We start from the raw sequence: 22,991 nt of genomic DNA, 5'->3' as shown, positions 1-22,991 counted from the left end.
AGTCGCGGTTGCGGTGGTTTTCGTGCCGTGGTAGCTCACAGACCCTTTTCCCCTTTCCATGACTCCGAACGAAATCCTCGCCGCTATCGGCCCCGAAATGCAGTCCCTCATCATGCGCTACATGCAGGAGGACCAGCGCCCAGCTTACAAAGCTGTCATCAACACGCTCGCTGCCCAGCGGAAGCTGCGCCCCGTCTTCATCATGGAGAAGTCCAAGCCCAATCAGGCTGCGTGGCTACTCGATCAGCTCCGCCTCCGCAGCAATGAGGGCGTCACGGAGCAGATTTTCCAGATCTGGCTACTCAAAGGCAAAATGAGCATGCTCACCACCTTCCTCGATGCCATCGGCGTCGCTCACGACGGCAAAGGCGAGGTCATGGAGCTGCCCGGCGAGATCGAGGACGCAAAGGCCCAGGAAGCCGTGGACGCCCTGCTCAAAGATCACCCTGCGAAGCATGTCGCTCTCTATTTGACCATGTTCCAGCGCCAGCGCCCCGGTGGCTGGCCCGGCCTCACGAAGGCCATGGAGGCTCACGCGGATCTCAAACTGGCCTGAACCGGCCCGTAGCCCTCTTTTTACGCGATGCTCGCCGAACTCGACCGCGCCATCGCCAGCACCCAGGCTCATCTTTTGAGCCTGCGGAACGAAAAAGGCCACTGGGAGGGTGAACTGAGTTCCAGCGCCCTTTCCACGGCCACCGCCGTCGTGGCGCTGAAACTCGTCGATGCCGCGAAGCATGCCGATTTCATCGAAAAAGGTGCCGCATGGCTCCGCCAGCATCAAAACACCGACGGCGGCTGGGGCGACACGACCCTCAGCAAGAGCAATCTCTCCACCACGCTGCTGTGCTGGAGTGCGCTGCACCTCGTGGGCACGTCTTCGCCTGCGGCCGAGGCCTGGATCATCGCCCGCACGGGCTCTCTGGAGCCAGCAGCCATCGCGAAGGCCGTCATCGCCCGCTACGGCAAGGACAAGACCTTCAGCGTGCCCATTTTGATGCTCTGCTCGCTTTGCGGCACGCTCGGTGACAAGCCGTGGCGGCATGTCATCGCGCTGCCCTTCGAGCTCGCTGCTTTGCCGCGGACGTGGTTCGGCGCGGTGGGGCTGCCGGTGGTGAGCTATGCGCTGCCGGCGCTCATCGCCATCGGCCACATTCGTTTTCAAAAAGCACCGCCCGCGAGGTGGAATCCGCTGCGCTGGCTCCGGGCCCTTGCGTGGAAGCGTGTGCGGCCGATGCTACAAACGCTGCAACCTTCCGGCGGCGGCTATTTGGAGGCCACGCCGCTCACCAGCTTCGTCACCATGGCTCTCGCCGGGGCAGGGGATCTCGATCATCCCTGCCTGCCGCTCGCCGTCGAATTCCTCCGCCGCAGCATGCGTGAAGATGGTGCCTGGCCCATCGACACCAATCTTGCCACCTGGGGCACCACGCTGGCGATGCGTGCTCTGCAAGGGGGCGCGGATACTCCTGCCCGCCAAGTCGTGACTGACTGGCTCCTCGCCCAGCAATACCGCGACGTGCATCCCTTCACCAACGCCGCTCCCGGCGGCTGGGCCTGGACCGATCTCCCCGGCGGCGTGCCCGATGCTGATGACACATCGAGTGCGCTCATCGCTCTCAAAGCGTTGCTTTCGGATTCACCACAGAGTTCACAGAGGAACACAGAGGATTCTAAAAAAGCATCTCTGTGCCTCTCGGTGCCCTCTGTGGTGAAATCGAGCGTGATTCCCGGCATCCGCTGGCTTCTCGACCTGCAAAACCGCGACGGCGGTATCCCGACTTTCTGCCGCGGCTGGGGTGCGTTGCCGTTTGATCGCTCCACGCCCGAAATCACCGCCCACGCCCTCCTCGCGTGGTGGACGTGGAAGGCCGAATTGCCCGAAGAGCTCCAAAACCGCATCGAAACCGCCACCCGACGCGCTTTGGCCTATTTGAAGAAAAACCAAGCCGCCGATGGCTCCTGGCTCCCCCTCTGGTTCGGCAACGAACACACGCCCGACGAGATGAACCCCGTTTATGGCACCGCCCAGGTCCTAAACCACCTCCTCGGCAGCGAGGCTCTTTCCGTCCAGGCCACCGCCTTGATCCAAAGTGGCCTGGGCTACCTCCGCGCCGCCCAAAAGCCCGATGGCTCCTTCGGTGGCGATCCCGTCAGCCCCGCGAGCATCGAAGAAACCGCCGTTGCCCTCCATGCCCTCTGCCTTCCCGGCTCTCCTCTCTCCGCTCTCCTCTCTCCTCTTCAGTGGCTCCTCGCCGCCACCCGCCACGGCACCCACTTCCCCAGCGCCCCCATTGGTCTCTACTTCGCCCAGCTGTGGTATCACGAACGCCTCTACCCCGTGATTTGGACCCTCCAGGCGCTGAAAACCGCCCGGCAGCGGCTTTCCGAGAGCGAATGATTCGTCACATCGGACCGATCTGATCCCAAAAACGCTGCCCCCTCCGCTCCTCCGCCCCTCTGCGGCAAACCCGAGCCTCCCCAAAGCTCCAGCTCATCTTCCTGCTTGCCTTAGAATCATTCCAATTCTAAAACTGAGCTCGTCATGCCACCCTCCGCCACCTCCACCCGTGCCCCTTCGAAGCCTACCGGCCTCGAATGCCGCATGGCCGTCCTCGGGGCCGATGTGCGCCTCACGCCTCACCGTCGCGAGGTCTTCGACGTGCTCGCTGGCTCCACGGACCACCCCACGGCCTACGACATCCTCGACCGGGTCAAATCCCGCTCGCCCGGCATCTCCCTGGCCACGGTTTACAACTGTCTCGACCATCTCACCACCCACGGCCTCATCAAGCAGGTCCACCTGGAGCGCGGCCAGTCCCGCTACTGCGCCAATCTCCACGAGCACGTCCATTTCCACTGCGAGACCTGCGGCAAAGTCATCGACGCCCACCCGGCCACCGATTTCGACCCCGCCAAGTTCTGGAACCTCCCCAAAGGCACGCGGGTGACACGAACGGACCTCGCCATCCATGGAGTCTGCGAAAACTGCGCTCGAACCTAACCTCCCCTTCATTCCTGAATCTGGATTCCTGATTCCTGATTTAGTCCCGCACCGAAAATCGAATCAGGATTCAGGAATCTAAAATCAGGAATCATTTCCCCCCAAAAAGCCCCCGACATGTCATTAGAGATCAAAAACCTCCACGCCCAGATCCCCGGCCGCGAAATCCTCAAAGGCCTGAACCTCACCATCAACCCCGGTGAAGTCCACGCCATCATGGGCCCGAACGGCAGCGGCAAGAGCACGCTGAGCAAGGTCCTCTGCGGCCACGAAGACTACGAAGTCACCCGCGGCGAGGTCCTCCTCGATGGCGAAAACATCCTCGATCTGGCCGTCGATGCCCGCAGCCGCGCCGGACTCTTCCTCGCCTTCCAATACCCGCATGAGATCCCCGGCGTCAGCAACGCCAACTTCCTCCGCGCCGCGCTGAAGGCCCGCCTGCCAAAGGGCGAGGACATCGATGCCGTGAAGTTTTACAAAACGCTCTACGCCCGCATGGACCAGCTCGAGATGGACCGCAGCTTCACCAGCCGCAGCGTCAATGAAGGCTTCTCCGGCGGTGAAAAGAAGCGCAACGAGATCCTCCAGCTCATGATGCTGGAGCCGAAATACGCCATCCTCGACGAAACCGACTCCGGCCTCGACATCGACGCCCTCAAAATCGTCTCCCGCGGCGTGAACGCCATGCGCAGCGAGAACCGCGGCTTCCTCGTCATCACCCACTACCAGCGCCTCTTAAATTACATCCAGCCCGACATCGTCCACGTCCTCAAAGACGGCCGCATCGTCAAAACCGGCGGCAAAGAGCTCTCCCTCGAACTCGAAGAACGCGGCTACGACTGGGTCCATGAGGAGCCTTTGGCCGCTGCTGCTTAACTGAAACGATGAGCGAAGAGATTACAGCGAAGGTGACTTTCGACCAGCCAACCATGTTGGCGGGTTATCGCTGGCATGTGCGAGCGAGTTGGATCTACCGTACGATTCGAGCTATTTTACTCGTGATGGTTGTCGCATCGATGGTTTCATTTGTTGTTACCAGAATTTCACCCGAGGCGAGAGGCTATCTTGTTTACATCACCATTTTCTTGATTGCCTATTGGCCGCTTGTTCTCTTTTTGCAGAAGGTTCTCTTTATATCAAATCTCAAAAGTAGTCCTCTTTTTGGAACGCAGATCGCATGTAGCATCGCGGATACTGGTCTAGGAGTCGATTCAATCGCATTCCGCGGCACTTATTTTTGGAATGCTTTCCATAAGACTGCCACCACCACAGAAGGTGTATTGCTTTATCAGCAAAAGCTTCTGTTCATCTGGCTCCCCAAGACCGCATTCACCTCCGAGGCTGACTACACCCGTTTCCTCGACCTCCTCGCCGCCAAAACCAAGCACTCAAAACTCACATGAGGACCTGGGAATATCACATGGCCACATTCGGCATCCGTGAAGGCATGCTGAATAAGCTGAACCTCCGCGAGGAGGAGATCAAAACCTTTCTAGCCGATGCTGGCGCCAACGGCTGGGAGCTCGTGGCCGTCACGCCCATCGACGGCCAACACAATGGAGGCACTCAAGTCCTCATGGTCACACTCAAACGTCCCAAAGCCGCCTAACCCGGCCAAATTAGGAATCAAAAATCTAAAATCATAAATCCCCATGGTCTCCGCCCCCGACTCCACCCTCGACGTCCCACCGGCCGTCGAAAACGACATCTCCGACATCCGCGTCGATAGCGTCGGCGATTTCACCTTCCCCGAGCGCAACAAGTTCGACTCCGGCTTCGGCATCACGTCGAAGACCGTCGATTACATCAGCGATGTGAAGGGCGATCCCGATTGGATCCGCGAGTTCCGACACAAGGCGCTCAAAGTCTTCCAGGACAAGCCCATGCCCACGCATTGGGCCACGAAAGACCTCGAAAACATCCACTTCGACGAATTCCGCTACTACCTCAGCGACGGCCAGAAGCCGAAGCGTTCCTGGGACGACGTGCCCGAGGACGTGAAGAAGACCTTCGACCGCCTCGGCATCCCCGAGCAGGAGCGCAAATTCCTCGCCGGCGTCGAGGCGCAGTATGACAGCGAGGCCGCTTACTCGAACATCAAAGCCGCCGTCGAAGAGCAGGGCGTCATCTTCGTCAACAGCACCGAAGGCCTGCACAAATACCCCGAGATCTTCAAGAAGTGGTTCGGCAAAGTCATCCCCACGGGCGACAACAAATTCTCCGCGCTCAACAGCGCCGTCTTCAGTGGCGGCTCCTTCATCTACGTCCCGCCCGGCGTGAAGGTGAAACATCCGCTCCAAGCCTACTTCCGCATCAACAGCGAGCAGTTCGGCCAGTTCGAGCGCACGCTCATCATCGCCGATGAAGGCGCCGAGGTCATGTACATGGAAGGCTGCACCGCGCCGAAGTTTGAGACCGCCACGCTGCACAGCGCCGTCGTCGAACTCGTCGCCATGAAAGGCGCGAAGATCCAATACGTCACCGTGCAAAACTGGAGCAGCAACGTCTTCAACCTCGTCACCAAGCGCGGCATCGCCCATGAGGACGCCGAAGTGCGCTGGATCGACTGCAACATCGGCAGCCGCCTCACCATGAAATACCCTGGCGTCATCATGAAGGGCAAACGCGCCCGTGGTGAAGTCATCAGCATCGCTTTGGCGAACAGCGGCCAGCATCAGGACACCGGCGCGAAGATGGTCCACGCCGCCGACGAGACCACCAGCAACGTCATCAGCAAATCCATCTCCATCGGCGAAGGCCGCGCCACCTATCGCGGCCTCGTCCACATCCCGAAGCACCTCAAAGGCTGCAAAAACAACACCGAGTGCGACGCCCTGCTCATCAACCCCAACAGCCGCACCGACACCTACCCCGCCATCAGCGTCCGCGGCAACCAGCATGCCACCCAGCACGAAGCCAGCGTCAGCCAGGTCAGCGCCGACCAAATCTTCTACCTCATGCAACGCGGCCTCACCGAAGCCGAAGCCATGAGCTTGTCCGTCAACGGCTTCATCAACGACCTCGTGAAGGAGTTCCCGATGGAATACAGCGTGGAGCTGAAGCGACTCATTGATCTCGAAATGAAAGGCAGCGTTGGCTAGCCGCATGCGCGGAATGACGAAACCAGAATGACGAATGTCGAGCCGAGCCACGATCACCCGCGAGCAATACCTTCAGCAGCGCAGAGACGCTGCAAAGGTATTGCGACGTAGAATCGTCCTGCCCGGGGTTTTGTTCGCCACACCGCTCATCACACTCACCAAACTGTTTAGCAAAGAGAAGCCGCCGGTGAGTCCTGATGACCGTCTCCTCTTCTGGTCGCTCTGTGGAATCGGACTGGTCGGACTGATCTGGTGTTACTACCGCATGTTGTATGCTGACCCGAAGCTCAACGCCATTCACTGTCCGGCCTGCGGCAAAAATAATGGAGGTTTTAAGAACTCCAGATGGCTCATTGCCTCCGGCAAATGCGTTCAGTGTAAAGAGCCGATTCTCGAAGACAACACGCCAAGGACTCCGGAACGAGCCCTTGATGCCGCGCTGCCTTCCCGTGCTGACTACGAGCGAAAATACAAGTCGATGTCCGCGCTGATGTACAAGCGCCTGCTGGTGCCGTTGACCGTGATTTTGGTCCTGTCATGCTGGAGTGCCTGGAAACACTTTAAGGCCGGAGGAAACGAGCCCGCAGACTCAAAACTCCTTATCACACTCGGAGTGATTCTTGTCGTGGGCATACTGATGACGTCAAACAAAGTGAAAACCGAAGGTTTGGCCTGTCCGCGGTGCCAAGCGGTTCAGAGTCAGGCATCTTTGCTGAAAGTCGTTCTAGCCACCGGGAACTGCCCTTCTTGTGGTGCACAGATGCTTCGGGAAGGAGGTGTGTCGTGAATCCTTCCCATCAGCCACAGCCCGAGATCACCATCTTCGAAACAGAAGATGGCCGGACTCGTGTGGAGGTGCGGTTTGAGAATGAAAATGTCTGGCTGACTCAAAAGCTCATCGCGGAGCTTTATGAGTGCTCTACGGACAACATTTCGCTTCACCTGCGAAACATCTTTGCGGAGCGGGAACTCGACGAAGTTTCAGTTACCGAGGAATCCTCGGTAACTGCCGCAGACGGGAAAAAATACCGCACCAAGCTCTACAGCCTCGAAGCCATCATTGCCGTCGGCTACCGGGTGCAGAGCGCCCGGGCGACGCAGTTTCGCACTTGGGCCACAGACCGGCTCAAAAGCTACATCCTCAAAGGCTTTGCCATCGACAAGGAGCGGTTCAAGAGCGGCACCCGATTCGACACACGCTACTTCGACGAGCTTTTGGAGGAGGTGCGGGAAATCCGCGCCAGCGAGCGACTCGCTTATCAAAAGATCACCGACATCTTCGCCACCGCGCTCGATTACTCGCTGCAAACCGCCGCTGCGGAGCAGTTTTTCGCCACGGTGCAGAACAAGCTCCATTTCGCCATCACGGGCCTCACGGCAGCAGAGATCATCGCCGAGCGCGCGGACAAAAAACTTCCCGCCATGGGCCTCACCACGTGGCGGCGTGCTCCCAAGGGCAAAATCCTCAAATCGGACGTCGGCATCGCCAAAAACTACCTCCAGCCGGACGAACTCAAGGCACTCAACCACATTGTGGATATACCTCGACCACGCCGAGTTCCAGGCCAGTCGTGGCCGCGCCATGCGCATGACGGACTGGATCACCAAGCTCGACGCCTTCCTCCAGTTCAACGAGCAGGAAATCCTCCAGGACAAAGGCCGCGTCTCCCATGCCGTGGCCCTGGCGCTCGCGGAGAAGGAATATGCCGAGTTTCGAGTCCACCAGGATCGCGAGTTCGAGTCCGACTTTGACCGCCTCGTCAAACAACTGCCCAAGGCCCGAAAAAAACGTCCATGACCCGCTCATCCTCCATCCTTCTCGGCACCGCGCTCGTTGCGAGCGTGGCCGTTTTGGCGTGGTTGGGCGTCACCGGACGTGTTTCGCTGCCCTTGGTCGAAAAAGAGCCGCCACCGCCGGATGCGAGCTACGAGGCGGCTCGCGCCAAAATCGAGTCGGATCGTCAAAACCTCGCGAAACGGCTGCAAACTGCCGCCAATGCGTCCGAACGGCAAAAAGTGCTCCAGGAGGCCCATGTCGCTCTCTCGAACGGCATTGCCAAACATCTCGCGCCATGGTGGAAAGGCACGCCTTGGGACTTCAACGGCATCACACAAGTGCCGGGCCAGGGCAAGATCGCCTGCGGCTACTATGTCTCCACGTTGCTGTTACACGCCGGCTTGCAGGTCGAGCGTGCGCGGCTCGGACAGCAGGCGTCGTTGCACATCATCCAGACGCTGATCGGCCAGGATGCGCTGGTGAAAGGCCACAGCATGCCTGTGGAGCAGTTCGTGCAGCGAATTCGTGAGCGAGGCACCGGTTTGTATGTCGTGGGGCTCGATCATCACACCGGCTTCATCTGGAATGACGGCAACGAGGTCTGGTTCATGCATGCGGATGCTCAATGCGTCGTCAAAGAACGCGCCGTGCACTCCTATGCGCTGCGCAGTTCCGACTACCGCGCCGCTGGTCACCTCAGCGGCCATCCTGCGCTCGCCGAGGCCTGGCTAAAGGGCACGAAACTTGCCACCAAGGTTCCGCAACATGCCAGCCTGCTGGCGAGAACGAGTCGCCTATTCGTTCACCTTTCACCCATCGGCGGCAGCAGGGCTGCCTACCCCAAAGCGGCAGCAGGCTGCCGCAGTCCAAAGACTTCGTCTCTTCTCTGAATCATGACATCCGACACCTCCACCGGCCTTCTCGCCCTCTCTCCGTCTCGCAGCAACTCCACGCCAAGCTGGTTCACTTCCCGTTCCAACGCCGCATGGACAGAATTCCAGTCCCTGCCGCTTCCGGGCCTCAAGGACGAAAACTGGCGCTACTCGAACGCGAAGAAGATCGAGCTCGCCGACCACGCTCCGGCCAAGGCTCCGACTGCCGAGCAGTCCAAAGCCGCGCTCGCAGCCACCGAGGGCCTCAAGGAACGCGCCGCACGCTTTGTCTTCGTGAACGATACGCTCGTCGAGTCCGACACGAGCGGTCTTCCCGCCGGTGTGGTCTGCGTGAGCTTCGAGGAGGCCCTCAAATCCCACGAAGCAGCCCTGCAGCAGCATTTCATGAAGGGTGAACAAGCACTCGGCTCGAACAAATTCGCCGCGCTGCATCTGGCGCATGTCAAAGCAGGCACCGTCATCATCGTGCCGAAGAACGTCGTCATCGAAAAGCCGGTCGAAATCTTCCACTGGGTCGTCGGCGACCACGCGGCCATCTTTCCGCACACGCTGATCGTCACGGGCGACCACGCCGAGGTCAGCGTCGTCGATCATTATCGCAGTCTCGAAGGGGAAGGCGGCCTCAGCATCGCCATCGCCGATCTCGTCGGCGGCAGCGGCAGCAAAATCACTTATGCGGCCTGCCAGGAACTGGCCGATGACGCCCAGGCGCTGCATCTCTCCAGCATCACCGCCGGACGCGATGCCAGCGTGAAGAGCTTCCAGGTGCAGCTCGGTGCCGCCTTTAGCCGCAGCGAGAGCGTGAGCGACCTCGTCGGCCAGGGTGCCCGCAGCGACATGCTCAGCGTCAGCTTGCCCATCGGCGAGCAAATCGTCGATCAGCGCACACTTCAGCGCCACAAAGCCCCGCACGCGACGAGCGACCTGCTCTACAAAAACGCCCTCTACGGCCAGTCCCGCAGCATTTTCAGCGGCCTCATCATCGTCGATGAAGGCGCCCACTACACCGACGCCTACCAGACCTGCCGCAACTTGCTCAACAGCAACGAAGCCGAAGCCACCAGCCTCCCCGGCCTCGAAATCAACGCCGATCAGGTCAAATGCAGCCACGGAGCCACCAGCGGCCCCATCAGCGACGAAGAACTCTTCTACCTCAAAGCCCGCGGCATCAGCGACAGCGAAAGCCGCAAGCTCATCATCGAAGGCTTCCTCGCTGGCGTGGTGGAGCGTTTCGGCAACAGCGAACTCCTCGACACCCTCGTCGCCCGCATCGACGAGAAACTGGAGCGGGCGGTGTAAAGCTTTGGCACAGCTCAGTCCATGCCTCAAGTGGCTCCATCACGGCACGAAGGATTTCAGGCCGTTGCCGGTGGAGTATTTCAATGGGCCACCTTGATAGCCTGGGATGAACTGGTTGTTTTTTATCTTACGCCGCATTTCCTTTTCTGCCTCCAGATCAGCTTGGGTTTTACGCCTGGTTGGCGCTGGAGTGGTAACGATAGGGGAGGGAGAGTCCTGACCGCGAGCGGCCATTTCGGCCCCAAGCAGAACGGAGGCCGTGTCACGCCCAGTGACGGTGATCCTGCCGCTGCCATCGCGAGTGACCTTCGTGGATGAGGGGAGGCCATTCGAGCGGCTGCCGCCACCATTGCAGGAGGCGAGGAAAAGGAGGCCAAGGAGTGCGGGGAACGTCTGTGTGTTCATAGAATGGAGCTTGGTAAGGCTTAAAATTTCGACCAGTTCAGGAAATTCTTATCACATTGCTGGGCGGCGGAGAGATCTGTCAGTTTGCGGTTGCTGCGGCTGCTGGAGCGGGTTTGAGGCCTTGGATGACATTCCTTGCCGCCTGACTGGCGGCCTCACGCAGCGCGGCTTCGTAGGATTCGACGGTCACGGTCTCAAAGGTGAACGCCGTCTTGCTGGTGCAGGTGAGCATGAACGGGGGGTAGTAGATCGTCCCTGCGGGTGTCGTTGCAGAAACGCGGAGCATGCAATGCGCGAAGTAGTTCTTCTTGCTGGCACGGGCATTCGGGCGATCACAGGTGGTCATGCCGCCGCCGGGTGCGATCTTCAGCTTGTTGGGTGATGCTGGGTCCAGGATGTAGCCGTTGCGGGCCAACTCTTGCTGAAACTCATTCAGGATGATGTTCGAGGCGTTTTTGCCGCTCTTGACCCAGATCTTGGAAAAGGCCGCGTTGTGGCTCAATGTCACGCTGCGCATGGTAGCGCCCACCAGCATGCCGAGGGGACCGTACATGTTGCCCGCCTGGAGACCGGCGTCAGTGTAGCTGATGCCACGTTCTTTATAAGTCGCTTCGCTGGGGACGACTGCTACATGCGGCTTGGATGCTGGCGGCAGCAGAGTTGCGAGCGGCTTGATGTTAACGCAGGAGGACAGCATTGCTCCCAGGAACAGGGTGATGAGGAGATGCGGGATGTTGGTTTTCATAGCTGGGTCTTGGATGTGATGTTGATCTTGCTAGTTGGGAGTGATCGGGCTGCTGGGGTGGCCATGGACCATCTGTCTCTGTGCTACCGGTTTCCGGGTGGCTGGGTTGCAAATCCAGAGCCGGAAGTTTTGGATGCTTTACCAAAATTCCGTTATTTTTGGACGGGAAGGCTCTCTAGCACTGTCGGCTGGTGTAGGTGATTGACTGGTTCGGGACTAACATCTTGGCGTTCTCACTCGTGCCATAACTCGCATTCGCAGGTCTTACCGCTCGTCCCGGTCTGCCATGTGGCGCCTCCATTGTCAGAAGTGGCATAGCTGCTGAAAGGTGTGCCGCTGGGAGCTAACGGCCACCAAGCTCCCAACCTGTCATTGTTGGCCGGACGACTGACCACCAGCCAATACACACCTTTCTCCAAGGCGAGCTTGCACCGTCCTTCGCCACCCGCGCCAGCGAGGTCCGCAATCTTGATCCCAGGCCGTCCATTGTCGTCCTTATGCAGGACCATGACCTCATCTGATGCCGGCCCAGATAAGCCAGCTTTGAATCTTCGGATGGTGATGCCCTTTGTGAGGTCGATTTTGAGGCCTACCCATCGGTTGGTGCCGAGGCTGGGGTTGGCGTCTCCAGGCCCTTGATTGGCGGCGGTGCCAGTGGAAATTTTGGTCCAACGTCGGGGTGTTTTCATCTCTTCCAAATAGTGCCCGGCGGCTGCGGCGATGCCGATGGGCGTGTCCTCCGCCTCTTCGAGTTTGAGCGCTTGTGTTTCAAACCCGGAGAGCTTCCAAGCTGCGCAGCAACGCAGCGCAAGCGCCAGAGCGGTCCCTTGATTGATGTGTGCTGTTGCCGCCGCTAGTTTTTTGCCTGCATTTTCTGGATCGGATGCGATGAGCCAATTCATGGCTAGTATTTTGCGAAAACCTGCCCCATCCGCGGTTGTTACCATCTTTTCTAGCTCAACGGGATCGGAGGAAAACAGTTCCTGGCTTTGCACCTGCCACTCCGACTTTTCCTCATCACCAGTTACTTTTTTAAAGCTGGCCAGCAGATGAAAGACCGCGTGCTTGTCGTGTGATAGGCGGACGACGAGATCTGGCAAGACCACGCGCATGTCCGCAATGGCTCCTTGCTTGAGCCAGACATTTGGGGATATGGACTCTAAAAGAGCCTTTTTTGATTTCCCTTGGAGAACGCCGAATCCAGAGTGGGCTGGGTGTTGGCCCTTGCCGTTAAATTGGAATCGGGCACCCTCAATATAGATTGAACGACCACCATCCGTGGAATCGAAATCATCAAGAAAATAGGTGCTATGTGGGCTTTCGGGCGACTTCAGATTTGTCGGTACAGGATGTGGCCCGCAAATTCGCAAATAACCTGTGGGCAGACCATCCGTGGAGATTTGAGCTACGGCTAATGTGTTTCCCAAGACCAGATCATGCGTAGTACCGTTTGTCAGGACCAGATCCAGTTCCCAATCCATGTAGGTGCCACTCTGGGTGAAAGAGGAGAAGGATTTGCGTTCGGCTTTCAAAGTCCCAGACACAATGATCCCAGCAGACATCTCCGCCAAGGATGGTGCCTGCTCATAGGTGGCGGCGGATGCTTCCAAACCATTGATCAGTCTCCGGTGTTTGAACCGGCGCTGCATTTGCCCTGGTAGCTCTTCATGGATGGTAACCAGCATGTCACCACGCAGAATGTATTTGTTCTTCCATACGTTTTTCGGTGCTCGCCACTCGATTTGATCGTCTGTGACGACATAACTTCCTTTTTCGGCATTCTTCCCAGAGCGTTGATAGGTGCCGTCTGGACTCAAGGTCAAAGTATCAAAAGGCTCTTCTAGCTCCAGCCATTGGCCACTGATGCTTGTATTAAGTTCGTGAATGGGTGTTTCAGCAGTCGGGACGTTCTGTGCCTTGCTGCAACTGCTGCAAAACAACAGCGCGATGAAGTAGATGAACTGTAAGCTCAAGCATTCGCCGGAATGTGAGGATGGGTATAGATGCTTCATGTCTAGTTTTTAGATGTGATGTTGATCTTGCTAATTGGGAATGATCGGGCTGCTGGGGTGGCCATGGGCCATCTGTTTCTGTGCTACCGGTTTCGGCGCTACCGGTTGCAAATTTGCTATTTTTTGGGTGTGAAGGTTCTCCGGCCATGGGGAGTGGTGTAGGTGATCGGCTGGTTGTTGTAGCCGGGCACGAGCGTCCGCATGGCATCGGTCAACTGGCCTTCAAAATGCTCATGATCCGCTTGTGTTTCCTGTGTTGGCACAGGGCGTGGGCTGTGCTGGGCGGCAGCCTGTGGGGCGTTCACCTTGTTTTGGCATGAGACTCCTAGGGCAGCGGTCAGGAGGGTGCAAAGCACTCGGATGAGTGATGATTTCAGGATGGAAGAGGGTGGGTGTTTCATGACTTGCCCGCCCCGGCATCAATGGCCCTCGCGGCTCTCCAACTGAAGGCTAGCAGTAGGATGACCAGTAGATCCCAAGCAAGACCAAAGGATGCCGCTTTCGGAATGATGTGCGCGTGCTCGGCAGGGACATCGGCAGATCCGTGCAGCAGCAGCCACACATGTCCAAAGGCAGACAACGACTCGATCAGCAGCGCCGCGACTGTCAGAGCTCGTGCCCATCCAATACGGTTGTGGCGGCCGAACAAATTCATCAGTAAAATGAAAGGCAGGATGACAATCATGGAACCTGGAAAGTGCAGCCCAAGGGCAAGCTGCAACCAGACCATGGTGAGAATCGCCTGGATGCAAAAGATCACCCATCCTGTCTGAAAGATGCGGCCACTGGGAAGCTGACTGTATTGGAATGCGTTGGCGGATGTGGTGCTCATGGTGGAGGTGAGTCTTGTTGGTGTTGTCTGAATGGATCGCCACGGTGGCAGTGAGCCCTTCTTGATGGGTGATGAGGTTGTTGGTTCGACTATTCTTGGAGTGCCTTGGTGGCAGCGTCCTCGAACATGAGTTTGACCAATTCCGCGTTTGCCGTGTTCTCGGGACGGGCGGTGATCTTTTCCAACTGGGTGCGCAGCGCGGTCAGCAGCTCGGGAATCTTCTTGATGATGTCTGGAGTCGCTGCCTTGTCGTTTTTGGCTTTTTGCAGCGTGTTCACTCCATTGGCCCACAGGGCCATCAGTGTCTCGCGGCTCACCGGTACGGGCTTCTTCACTCGGAAGGTGTATTTGTTATCGACCTCAAACTCGTCTTTCGGGCCTTTCGCTGTGCCGCCGATCGTGACGGGCAGGTCACCAGGTTCGGCGTCATCCGGCACTTGCACAGTATAGCGGAAGCTCATCACATTCATTGGCTTGCCATCGTTGCCGCGAAACCATCCCTCGCTGGTTTTGGCCCAGGTGTAGGGGAGTAGCGGCTTGACCCTGGGATTGGCAAAGACGGCGACCGGCTTGTCCCCGGCAGGCGCGTTTTCAGGCACGTCGAAACCCACGGACATGCTCAATGACACGCGGGTGCCAGGAAAAACCTCGACGGGTGTTTTTTCATCCCCATGAGTCTTCAGGTAGTCTTTGATAGCGTCCTTCACATAAGCATCCCATGCAGAAGGATCCCATTCAGAGGGGTCCATACCGAAGCCGCTGAAAGACATGGGGAATTCGTTGTCCTTAAATTTCACTTCCGACTTCTTTTTGTTCTGCGGATGAGAGGCAAGGGCGAGGAAGACGTCAGGGCTTCCTGCTTCTCCAATCGCTTTTTGCCAGGCTGCATTGAACTCAGGCAGCTTGGCGGCAAACGCGGCCCGCTGGGTCGCATACTTCGGGGCAGGCGGCGTTTTGGTTTTCTTCTTGGTGTCTGCGTGACAAGGAACAGGCAGTGCGACATGGCTGATCGCGAGCAGGCAGATGAGGTGAAAAAGGGCGTTGGCTTTCATGATGTTGGGCGTGGTAGAAGGTTGCGGGCAGGAGGGGCCATTGGGTGGCTGGTTTGCGCGGGCAGTCTTTGATCGTCGTCAAAGAATCAGGCCTCGGATGGGTTCTGGGCCGGGGTGGCTCCGGCGTGTGCAGCCAGCCGCGCCGTCAATGCTGAAGGCAGCGCAAACAGGGCACCGCCGCTGAGGCAGACAGGTAGGATTTGCGCCCAAGTTTGGGTTTGCAGAGACTCCGGCAACAGTCCGGGTAACGTCCAGCGGAACAGCCAGTAAAAGGCGAAGAGCATCATCGCCTTGCCCATGATTACGACCTGATAGTTCGCGATCCGAGCTGCGGAGAGTTCCTGATCCGCCGAGGCGAGGTGAATGATCCCACACAGCACCAGACCGACCACGGCGGCAGGCAAGGCGTAGGCGACGAGCACGCCTGCCTGGAAACCGTGCTGACAAAGGCCTGCGACAGCGCCCAACATGGCAAAAAAATGCATCCCTTGGGCGATGGGATGCTGCTGCGGTTCAGAGACATTGGCGGATGAGTTCATGAGCTTGGCGGATGTTTGAGGGAGGCTGAAGACCGGGCCGTCACCGTGGCGGAACGCCCTTCTGTCTCCCTGCTACCGGCTGCCGTTCCGCGGGTTGCAAAGCGCCTGAAAAAAGTTTTTCGCGCTTGCTGAAGCTCCCGGATGTACCCCGTCGGGTGACGGTGATTTCTACAGAAGAGCAGCCTTGTTTAGCAGCAACTACCGTCACACGGTAAACAACCGTCAACTTTCCGCCGTGCTCAATATGCCTCATTCAACGCGCAGCTCCGTTTCATGACTCACTTTTTCCCCAGCGGCTGCGGCGTGGGGGTTTCCCATTCGATGATGATCGCCTGCCGAGGGCCAGTGGTATACCACCAACTACTCGAGTTGCCCATGGCGTGCAGTCCGACGTGTTGACCCGCCTCGGGTCTGGCCGCCGCCGCAGTATCCGCCCAATACGTGTAGGGCCAATCTTCGCCCGTCACCCAATGCCAGCCGTGCCAGCCGCCTTCAGTGCCATTGCGCTTTTCCGCGCCGAGCAGGATTTCGCGCGGAGCGTCCTTCCCTGTCATGAATTCCCGCAGGAGAAAGTCGTTCTCCTCCTTGCTCGTGATCGTGACGAGATGCCCGCCGAGCGCCTGTGCGGCGCGCTGGCCATCGTCAAGGGTGATCGCCCCGCGCACGAGAAGGTAGGCGTGGCCGTTGAAGATCTTGGCGTCGCGGGTGATTTCGGCAAAGTCACCTTCACGGGCACGGCGCATCCAACTGGCTGCGGTGACTGTGGCACGCATCTTGGTGTAATCACTGCGCAGCGACTTGCCAAATTCCCCCGCCCACCATGGAAGGCTGGCAAACGTCTTTTCATCCTCGTCGAGCAGCCGCATAGCCTCGCGGTCGTCTTCTTTGGCAAGAGCAGCCTTCACGGGGGCAAGAAACTGTGCGGAGCGGGAATCGAAACCTCGGGCCAAAGTCGGGAAAAGGGTGCTCGCCGCCAGCATCCACTCCCTCGGGGCGTCTTTTGGGATGGTAAGATGCACCAAAGGGGCACCTTGCAGCGGCTTCAGGTCGAGCGTCGGAGTCGAACCTCGCAGGTGCAATTCCTCCAGAGGCATGCTGTGCAGCGGCTCAAGGCTTTTGAGGTGTTTGAAGTTCACCAAGTCCAGCCCCTTGAGCTTCATCCCTGCCAGCGGCCCGAGGCTCGCTATGCTCATCTTCCCTTGCTCGTTCTGGTCAATCAATAACCATTGCAGGGGTAGCCCACGCACGGTCTCGAGAAAGTTTTCCTCCGGGAAGAGATTGTCCACGCAGAGGACGCGCAGAGGCATCTTTTTGAGGGCATCGAACGGTTTTTTGATCGCACCGCCATGCACGAAAAGATGGGTGACAGGCAGTTCGGCGAAAAAAACGAGCGCCTCACTGGAGGGATAACCCCATCGGGTCATATCCAGCAGCACCATCTCATCTGTGGCGAGGGTGGTGAATTCCACTCGTTTCCCTCCCTCGTTATTCGTGTGGTGGAACTTCTCCACGGCTGCTTCGAGATCGGCCTGCACCAGGCGCATCGCTTCCGACTTGAGATCAAGCACGCAGCGAAAGCCGGCATCGACCTTGGCGCGATCGAGATTTTGATGGCCGTGGAATCCGCCCGAAAGGGTGTCGCGCTGATGGGAGCGCGTCTCGGGTTGGCGAAACGATCCTCCACGCAGAACAACTTGCGGAATACTGCTGAAGTCCCACGGATCGGCGCAAATTTCCTTAACGTTGCCGATCATGTCATAAAGCCCGAAGCGATTGGCGAGGCCGCTGCCGGCCGGGGCAGTATTCGGGAAGTCGTCGTTCTTCCAGAAACAGTTTTCTGCGTTGTGCTTCGGCTGGGTGTCTTTCGGCCAGGGGAAGACATCAGTCGGGAATTGGCGGCCGACGGAGAAGTCGCCCTTTTCATCGAGGATGCCCATCGCGGCGCTCCATTCACGGTCGGTGGGCAGGCGATAGACTTGGCCGGGCAACAGGCGGTTGGCGGCGCGCTCTTTGTCGGTGAGCCAACGGCAGAAGGCTTCCGCGTCGTAGCGAGCGACCATCACGACGGGATGATCACCTGTCTGCTCAAAGCCGAGTTTTTTCCATGTGAGCGATGGGTTGCTGTTGCGTTGCTCGCTCATGTCGTAGCCGGTCTCCTTCACGAAGGCTTCAAAATCCTTCACCCGCGTCTCCCAGATGCTGAAGAGGACGTTGGGCAGGCCGGCGACGGGGACGAAGGTGTGGCCGAGTTCGTTGGAGAATTTGCGGCCCGGCAAGGCACGACCGACATGGAGCGGGCTCGCGGTCAGCTTCTCGGCGGCCTGCTTGCCATCCGGCACGAGGGTGAGCGCGGCTTTGAGTTCGCGGATTTCACCCGCGTCATCGCCTTTGCTGACCAGTTCCGCCGCCGTGCGCAGGTGCTGGTCGTATTGCTTGAGCGTCGGCGTGAGCTTCACCCGCAGCTCGGTGATGGCAGCAAACTGCGAATGCTCTGCCTCGGCCTGCGTGACAAACTCCTGCGCCAGCGCCGCTGCCCGCTCGGGTGCCTGCGACTCGGCCAGGATCAGCGCCACCTCCGCCTGCGTGGTCAGATCACCCGGTGCGGTGGTGAGCGCCGACTCCGCTAGCTTCCGCGTCTCAGCCAGATCACCCGCCTTGAGATGTGCCCGCGCCTCGACAAGGCGTTTTTTGGCTTCGGCGGTGGATTGAGGATCTCGTGCGGTTGCACCCGTCTTTGCGGGTTCATTCAGGAACCGGTATTCCACCTTCTCGACGAAGCTGCCTTCCCCAGCGGTGACTCCGAACTGTCCTCCGACCGGGTGGGTGTCGTCCTCCACCGATCCCAGTTCTTTGTCATCAATGAGTAGAGTGAGCGTGTTTCCGATGGCTCGGAGTTCGACGGTATGGCCCTTGGATGCGTCAAAGTTCTGGCCGAGCTTGAATTGCTTGAGGACTTCGTCCGAGCGCTGGATTTTGGCGAATCCTGCACTGGCGTAGAGCGATCCCGAGTAGTCGCTGCGGGCAAAGACACTCAGCCGGCTGCTGGTTCCCGTCGCACGAATGGCGAGGTCGCATCCCGTTTCGTCTGGAATCATGAAGGTGAAGTATTTGGCGACCCGCCAGCCACTGCTCTCACGCTTCCAGAAAATCCCGAGTTGCTCGTTCTTGCGCGGACCCTCGGCGAGTTCGGCGAGGAAGTCGCGCCAGCCTTCATCTTTGGGGGAACTCGCCGCCGTGCTTCCGTCCACCGGCTCGATCCAAATCATCAGCTCGCTTTGCTTCCCGTCATAGTCGAAATCGAGGTCAATGACGTGACCGAGTTCCGCCACTTTGGCCGCGAGCTTTTCCGAGTCGCCCCAGGCGATCCAACTGCCATCCGGCTTTTGCGCAGCGGCCATCCCGCGCCCGGCACGGACGGTGATGAAGCCTCCTTTGCCTGAGGGTGCTTTCGCACCGCGAGGATCGGCGCTGCGCATCGGGCGTCCGTCATCCATGAAGAGTTTGACTTCCCCGTCCTTCGTGAGGATTACCACAAAATCAGCCGCCGCATCCATCTCTTGCACTTGGTCCGATAAGATGGCGAATTCGTGTTTCTGTCCGGTAACGGAGTTCCAACTTTCCACAGGGCTTCCATTTCGGGCTGAGATGAAGGTTTGTTCGGAAGCGGTGTAAGCATGAGCCTTGGCGAAAAAGTTATCCGGAGGCTTGATGCCCTTCCAGTTATCCGCCTGAGAACCGACCGTGAGAATGGTGCCATCCGCGCCCAACCAAAGGACCGCGTTTTTCGTTTTGAGAAGTGAAGTTGCATTCGGGTGAGTCACATTTCCATTGAAGTAGATCGGGTCGCGGTAGGCTCCTTCCGGTGCCTGGAGAGCCGCTACTAAACCGGCCCTAGACAAGGCCCGTCCCTTCACCGGGAAGGGAACATCTTTGACTTGGGGATTAGAGCTAGTAGCGGCCAGCCAGACCTCCTGGACGCTCGATCTCCTCGCAGCCCATCCGATGTCTTCCACCGACACTTGCACGAAGTCATCAAAGTCCGCTGCTCCGCCGGGGTTGGCTTCTCCGCGTCTTGTTTTGCCCCAGAACTTGAGTTTGCCACCATCGTTTCTGGTCTTGAGCACAGCATCGGAGGGCGTGGCGGTGCTGGGCTTCTCCGTGGTGGCCTCTGGCACCTCCCACCCCAGCACCTTGAGCGGGTCGGGGATGTCGTCGAGGATGGCGTATTCGGTATCACGCAGGCTGTAGCTCAGGCCTCCCATCAGATGACATTGCACCCAGGGGATGATGGGACTCAAGTCGCCGACAACCACGGGCTGGCCATTGAACCGGGTGTACACCTTGTCGCCAGCCACCAGCATCTCCACCAAGGCTTCTTCATCGAGGCTCCACCTTGGTCACATGCCTTTGCGTGGTTGCTGGAGGGTGGTCGCCGTTGAGGATGGTTTGCTTGTGGGAGTAAAACTGGATCTTCCGCCAAGTGTGACCACCTGCGGTCTGATTCACGAAAAGCAGGCAGGCCTCGATCTCGTGGAATTTCACCTTTGTGCGGACCACAAACTGCGAGGTCGCTTTGGCGGCGGAGAGGCGGTCAAAAACGAGGATGTTCTTGTCCGGGTTATGCACCCAGCCATCCTTTAAGGTCTGCCCAGTCTTGGCCCATTCTTCAGCAGTGCGCTCGATGCGTGTCCATGGGATCGTCGAGGGCGCATTAGCGGACACATCCCACTCCAGCGCCTTCAGCGGGTCGGCGATGCCGTCGAGTTTCAGGTATTCAAAGTCACGCAGCCAACAGTTGTGACTCTGAACTTCAAATCCGCCCTGTACTGACAAACCAGCCTGCACCACATCATAGGCGACTTTGCCATCCACGCGGACAAGAATACGATCTTCAATCACTGCGACCTCAAAGATGCCTTCCTGCCCCTGTTTCAAAGACGGATTGAGGGTGAAGTCACCAAGGGTTCTTTTCATCGGTGCCAGCACAAGTCTCACGTCATCTCTCCAAAGGGTCGCCATGGGATGTTTCACATCGCTTGTCCGCACGAAGAGATTGATGACGGACTGCGGCTGCAATTGATCATTCCATTTGAAGCGAACTCGAACAGCCATGTTTCTCAACACTGGCTTCTCATGTGCTGCTTCAGACATTTTCCACTCAGTTGTGTGCTTGTTCACATTCAATGAGCCGAAATCCACCCAGCCATCTTTGATTTCGAAGCCGTCGGCCTTCCATGCGGCTTCAGTGCGTTCGATACGCTGCCAGTGTGGTGGATCGTTGCGAATGATCCCCCACCATCCGGCGACCGCCAGCAGCGGCAAGACGATCGCAGCGGCCCATGCCACCTTGTTCGCCGGTCTCTTCGCCTTCGGCAGCGGCGTGGTGCGCTGGCCGGGGGCTGCGGAGGCGAGGTTGACTTTCGCCTTGGCCGCCTTCGGCAACGGCGTGGTGCGGATGACATCGACGTCGGTCTTGATCTCGCTGGCCTGCTGGTAGCGCATGGCGGGATCTTGTTGGAGGGCGCGGATGACGACCTGATCCAGCCGCACGTCCACCTGCACGCGCTGGCTCGGCGGTGCCCAGGCTCCGCGCGGGGTCTGGCCGGTGAGCATCTCGTAGAGCATGATGCCCAGGGAGTAGAGGTCGGCACGGTGATCGGCGTGACCATACATCTGCTCAGGGGCGATATAGTCGGGCGTGCCCATGACGACGTTGCTACGCGTGAGGCTGGCCGTTTCATCGGAGGTCGGACGGGCGAGGCCAAAGTCCGCCAGCTTGGCGCGGCCTTCCTGATTGACGAGCACGTTGGCGGGCTTGATGTCGCGGTGGATGACGCCCTGGCTGTGGGCGTATTGCAGGGCCTCGCACACCTGGGCGATGATCTCCAATGCCTGTGCTGGATTGACACCCGGGCCGTGGATGAGCCGGGCGAGATCCGTGCCGTTCACAAACTCCATGACAAAAAACAGGTGCCCCTCACTGGTCTGGCCGAAATCATGCACGGCGACGATGCCAGGGTGCTGGAGCTTGGCGAGCGTGCGTGCCTCGCGCTGAAAACGCGTGAGGAACTCGGTGTCAGCGGCGAGTTCGGCGGGGAGGAGCTTGATGGCCACGGCGCGGTCCAGTGCCATCTGTTTGCCGCGATACACGGCTCCCATGCCACCACGTCCGAGCAGGGCCTCGATCTCATACTGTGGCAGCAGTGCTGCCAGCTCCTCCGGCGTGGGTGGCTGCCAAGCCTGGGGGCTACCCGTGGCGGATTTCCCAGACTGTAGGCCGCGCAATAGCAGGTCGGCGGGATTTAGGCCCAGGATCGTTTCATTGGAGTCCTCAGACGTGTCCTCCTGGCCATCGCTTGCGCTGTTCTTCATATCACTCGCTTTAGGCAAAATGGGTTCATCGGATGCATTAGGCGTGTTCATGGGAGGGACTCGGGTTGTACCAAAGTAAATACCGGTTCATGCAGCACGAGTTGCATCGGAACATGTAAGGTTCGTTCCGTAGGAGTATTTACAGGCACTCCATCAGCTCCGCGAGTTCGGCTTTGACGTTGTCGGAGGTGGGGTCTTCGAGCGTGGCGGCGACCCGCTCGAAAAGTAGATCACGCCAGCGTTGGCGCATGCGGAAGATGTGGTTCTTCAGCGTGCCCAACGGCATGGAGAGCTGTGTGGCGATCTCCTCGTAACTCCTGGTCGCCGCGGAACCGAAGCCGAGGAAGGGTCGCAACTCATGGAACAAGGTGCCCTTCCCCGTGCTGTCATATTCTTTCTTCAATAGCTCCAGGGTGCTTTCCAGCAGGGTCAGCGCCCACCGCCTTTGATATAGACGGTCAGGGGTGAGGCGATCCACGGGCTCATGGCGGTAGCGCTCTTCTGCGGACTGGGCATCAAAACTGGTCAAGCGGCGCACATCACGCTTCGCGGCGATGCTGCGCGCATGCTCATGATGGAGAAAATTTCCCACGCAAGTAAGTAAGAAGCTGCGCAGCTTTCCACGGGATGGATCAGCCGCCGCGAGGATGTCTTTCTCGATGAGTTTGGTAAAGAAGCCCTGCGTCAGGTCCTGTGCATCATGCTCACTATTCCCGGCGCGGCGGATGTAGGCATAGACTGGATACCAACAGACTTCACAAATCTCAGCAAGAGCCTGGCTCGCGCCACTGGAGTCACCATGACTCGCTGCAGCGCGGACGAGGCTCCAGCGAGTGGCTTGAAAAGAGGGGCTTGGCAGAGTCGGGCTCATGATCAGTGAGGTCTGCCCAAGTACTACCCGACGGGAATGGAGGTGTTGCAAACTATTCGATAAGCCCGTGGTGGCCGCCACAAGGAAGG

Annotated in this window: 20 protein-coding genes and 1 pseudogene; 11 read left to right on the top strand and 10 right to left on the bottom strand. The window is 58.8% G+C overall.

The genetic code is table 11. The features are described 5' to 3' along the window. Window positions 1-58: 58 nt before the first annotated feature. From IPK32_24125 to sufD, 11 genes and pseudogenes are all read left to right on the top strand, one after another. Window positions 59-556 (top strand): hypothetical protein, encoded by a 498-nt coding sequence (locus tag IPK32_24125; protein ID MBK8094972.1) that lies wholly within the window; start codon window positions 59-61, stop codon window positions 554-556. Window positions 557-583: 27 nt separating this feature from the next. Further along, window positions 584-2,401 carry a squalene--hopene cyclase gene (locus tag IPK32_24120; GenBank protein MBK8094971.1) on the top strand — a complete coding sequence of 606 codons (1,818 nt, stop codon included), beginning with the start codon at window positions 584-586 and terminating at the stop codon, window positions 2,399-2,401. Window positions 2,402-2,545: 144 nt separating this feature from the next. Continuing rightward, a complete protein-coding gene (locus IPK32_24115) occupies window positions 2,546-3,004 on the top strand; it encodes a transcriptional repressor (protein ID MBK8094970.1) in 459 nt (152 codons plus the stop codon). A gap of 117 nt (window positions 3,005-3,121) precedes the next feature. Next, the gene (gene sufC, locus IPK32_24110; GenBank protein MBK8094969.1) at window positions 3,122-3,880 is read left to right on the top strand and encodes a Fe-S cluster assembly ATPase SufC; all 759 of its coding nucleotides are present in this window, start codon (window positions 3,122-3,124) and stop codon (window positions 3,878-3,880) included. Between the two features lie 8 nt (window positions 3,881-3,888). Then, complete coding sequence (locus IPK32_24105) at window positions 3,889-4,407, top strand: YcxB family protein (GenBank protein ID MBK8094968.1); 519 nt, start codon at window positions 3,889-3,891, stop codon at window positions 4,405-4,407. Window positions 4,408-4,424: 17 nt separating this feature from the next. Then, the gene (locus IPK32_24100; GenBank protein MBK8094967.1) at window positions 4,425-4,613 is read left to right on the top strand and encodes a DUF4177 domain-containing protein; all 189 of its coding nucleotides are present in this window, start codon (window positions 4,425-4,427) and stop codon (window positions 4,611-4,613) included. Between the two features lie 43 nt (window positions 4,614-4,656). Next, the gene (gene sufB / locus IPK32_24095; protein ID MBK8094966.1) at window positions 4,657-6,105 is read left to right on the top strand and encodes a Fe-S cluster assembly protein SufB; all 1,449 of its coding nucleotides are present in this window, start codon (window positions 4,657-4,659) and stop codon (window positions 6,103-6,105) included. A 34-nt stretch (window positions 6,106-6,139) separates the two neighbouring features. Then, window positions 6,140-6,892: a hypothetical protein gene (locus tag IPK32_24090; protein MBK8094965.1), complete on the top strand. Its 753-nt coding sequence runs from the start codon at window positions 6,140-6,142 to the stop codon at window positions 6,890-6,892. After that, a pseudogene (locus tag IPK32_24085) lies at window positions 6,889-7,903 on the top strand (virulence RhuM family protein). Before IPK32_24090 ends, IPK32_24085 begins: the two are co-directional and overlap by 4 nt. Further along, window positions 7,900-8,772, top strand: coding sequence for a hypothetical protein (locus IPK32_24080; protein MBK8094964.1), 873 nt, complete (start codon window positions 7,900-7,902; stop codon window positions 8,770-8,772). Before IPK32_24085 ends, IPK32_24080 begins: the two are co-directional and overlap by 4 nt. Before the next feature lie 3 nt (window positions 8,773-8,775). Next, window positions 8,776-10,074, top strand: a complete 1,299-nt coding sequence (gene sufD / locus IPK32_24075; protein ID MBK8094963.1) for a Fe-S cluster assembly protein SufD — start codon at window positions 8,776-8,778, stop codon at window positions 10,072-10,074. Window positions 10,075-10,113: 39 nt separating this feature from the next. On the opposite strand, the gene IPK32_24070 is transcribed toward sufD, so the two are convergent. The 10 genes from IPK32_24070 to IPK32_24025 all read right to left on the bottom strand — a co-directional run bounded on the left by IPK32_24070 (window position 10,114) and on the right by IPK32_24025 (window position 22,902). Beyond that, window positions 10,114-10,479: a hypothetical protein gene (locus IPK32_24070; protein MBK8094962.1), complete on the bottom strand. Its 366-nt coding sequence runs from the start codon at window positions 10,477-10,479 to the stop codon at window positions 10,114-10,116. A gap of 79 nt (window positions 10,480-10,558) precedes the next feature. Next, on the bottom strand, window positions 10,559-11,224 hold the full coding sequence (locus IPK32_24065; GenBank protein ID MBK8094961.1) for a hypothetical protein: 666 nt from the start codon (window positions 11,222-11,224) through the stop codon (window positions 10,559-10,561). Between the two features lie 233 nt (window positions 11,225-11,457). Further along, window positions 11,458-13,236, bottom strand: coding sequence for a hypothetical protein (locus tag IPK32_24060; protein ID MBK8094960.1), 1,779 nt, complete (start codon window positions 13,234-13,236; stop codon window positions 11,458-11,460). A gap of 116 nt (window positions 13,237-13,352) precedes the next feature. Continuing rightward, window positions 13,353-13,637: a hypothetical protein gene (locus IPK32_24055; GenBank protein ID MBK8094959.1), complete on the bottom strand. Its 285-nt coding sequence runs from the start codon at window positions 13,635-13,637 to the stop codon at window positions 13,353-13,355. Next, complete coding sequence (locus IPK32_24050) at window positions 13,634-14,068, bottom strand: hypothetical protein (GenBank protein ID MBK8094958.1); 435 nt, start codon at window positions 14,066-14,068, stop codon at window positions 13,634-13,636. The genes IPK32_24055 and IPK32_24050 overlap by 4 nt, the downstream gene beginning before the upstream one ends. Window positions 14,069-14,157: 89 nt before the next feature. Beyond that, window positions 14,158-15,120: a hypothetical protein gene (locus tag IPK32_24045; protein ID MBK8094957.1), complete on the bottom strand. Its 963-nt coding sequence runs from the start codon at window positions 15,118-15,120 to the stop codon at window positions 14,158-14,160. Window positions 15,121-15,206: 86 nt separating this feature from the next. After that, complete coding sequence (locus tag IPK32_24040) at window positions 15,207-15,659, bottom strand: hypothetical protein (GenBank protein MBK8094956.1); 453 nt, start codon at window positions 15,657-15,659, stop codon at window positions 15,207-15,209. Between the two features lie 278 nt (window positions 15,660-15,937). Continuing rightward, on the bottom strand, window positions 15,938-20,020 hold the full coding sequence (locus IPK32_24035) for an SUMF1/EgtB/PvdO family nonheme iron enzyme (protein MBK8094955.1): 4,083 nt from the start codon (window positions 20,018-20,020) through the stop codon (window positions 15,938-15,940). Between the two features lie 16 nt (window positions 20,021-20,036). After that, window positions 20,037-22,031: a serine/threonine protein kinase gene (locus IPK32_24030; GenBank protein MBK8094954.1), complete on the bottom strand. Its 1,995-nt coding sequence runs from the start codon at window positions 22,029-22,031 to the stop codon at window positions 20,037-20,039. A gap of 139 nt (window positions 22,032-22,170) precedes the next feature. Further along, complete coding sequence (locus IPK32_24025; protein ID MBK8094953.1) at window positions 22,171-22,902, bottom strand: RNA polymerase subunit sigma-24; 732 nt, start codon at window positions 22,900-22,902, stop codon at window positions 22,171-22,173. Between the last annotated feature and the right edge of the window lie 89 nt (window positions 22,903-22,991).

The sequence above is a fragment of the Verrucomicrobiaceae bacterium genome, from assembly GCA_016713035.1.
Classification (GTDB): Bacteria; Verrucomicrobiota; Verrucomicrobiia; order Verrucomicrobiales; family Verrucomicrobiaceae; genus Prosthecobacter.
Note: the sequence above shows the minus strand (reverse complement) of the source record. Positions and strands in the feature narration are given on the sequence as shown.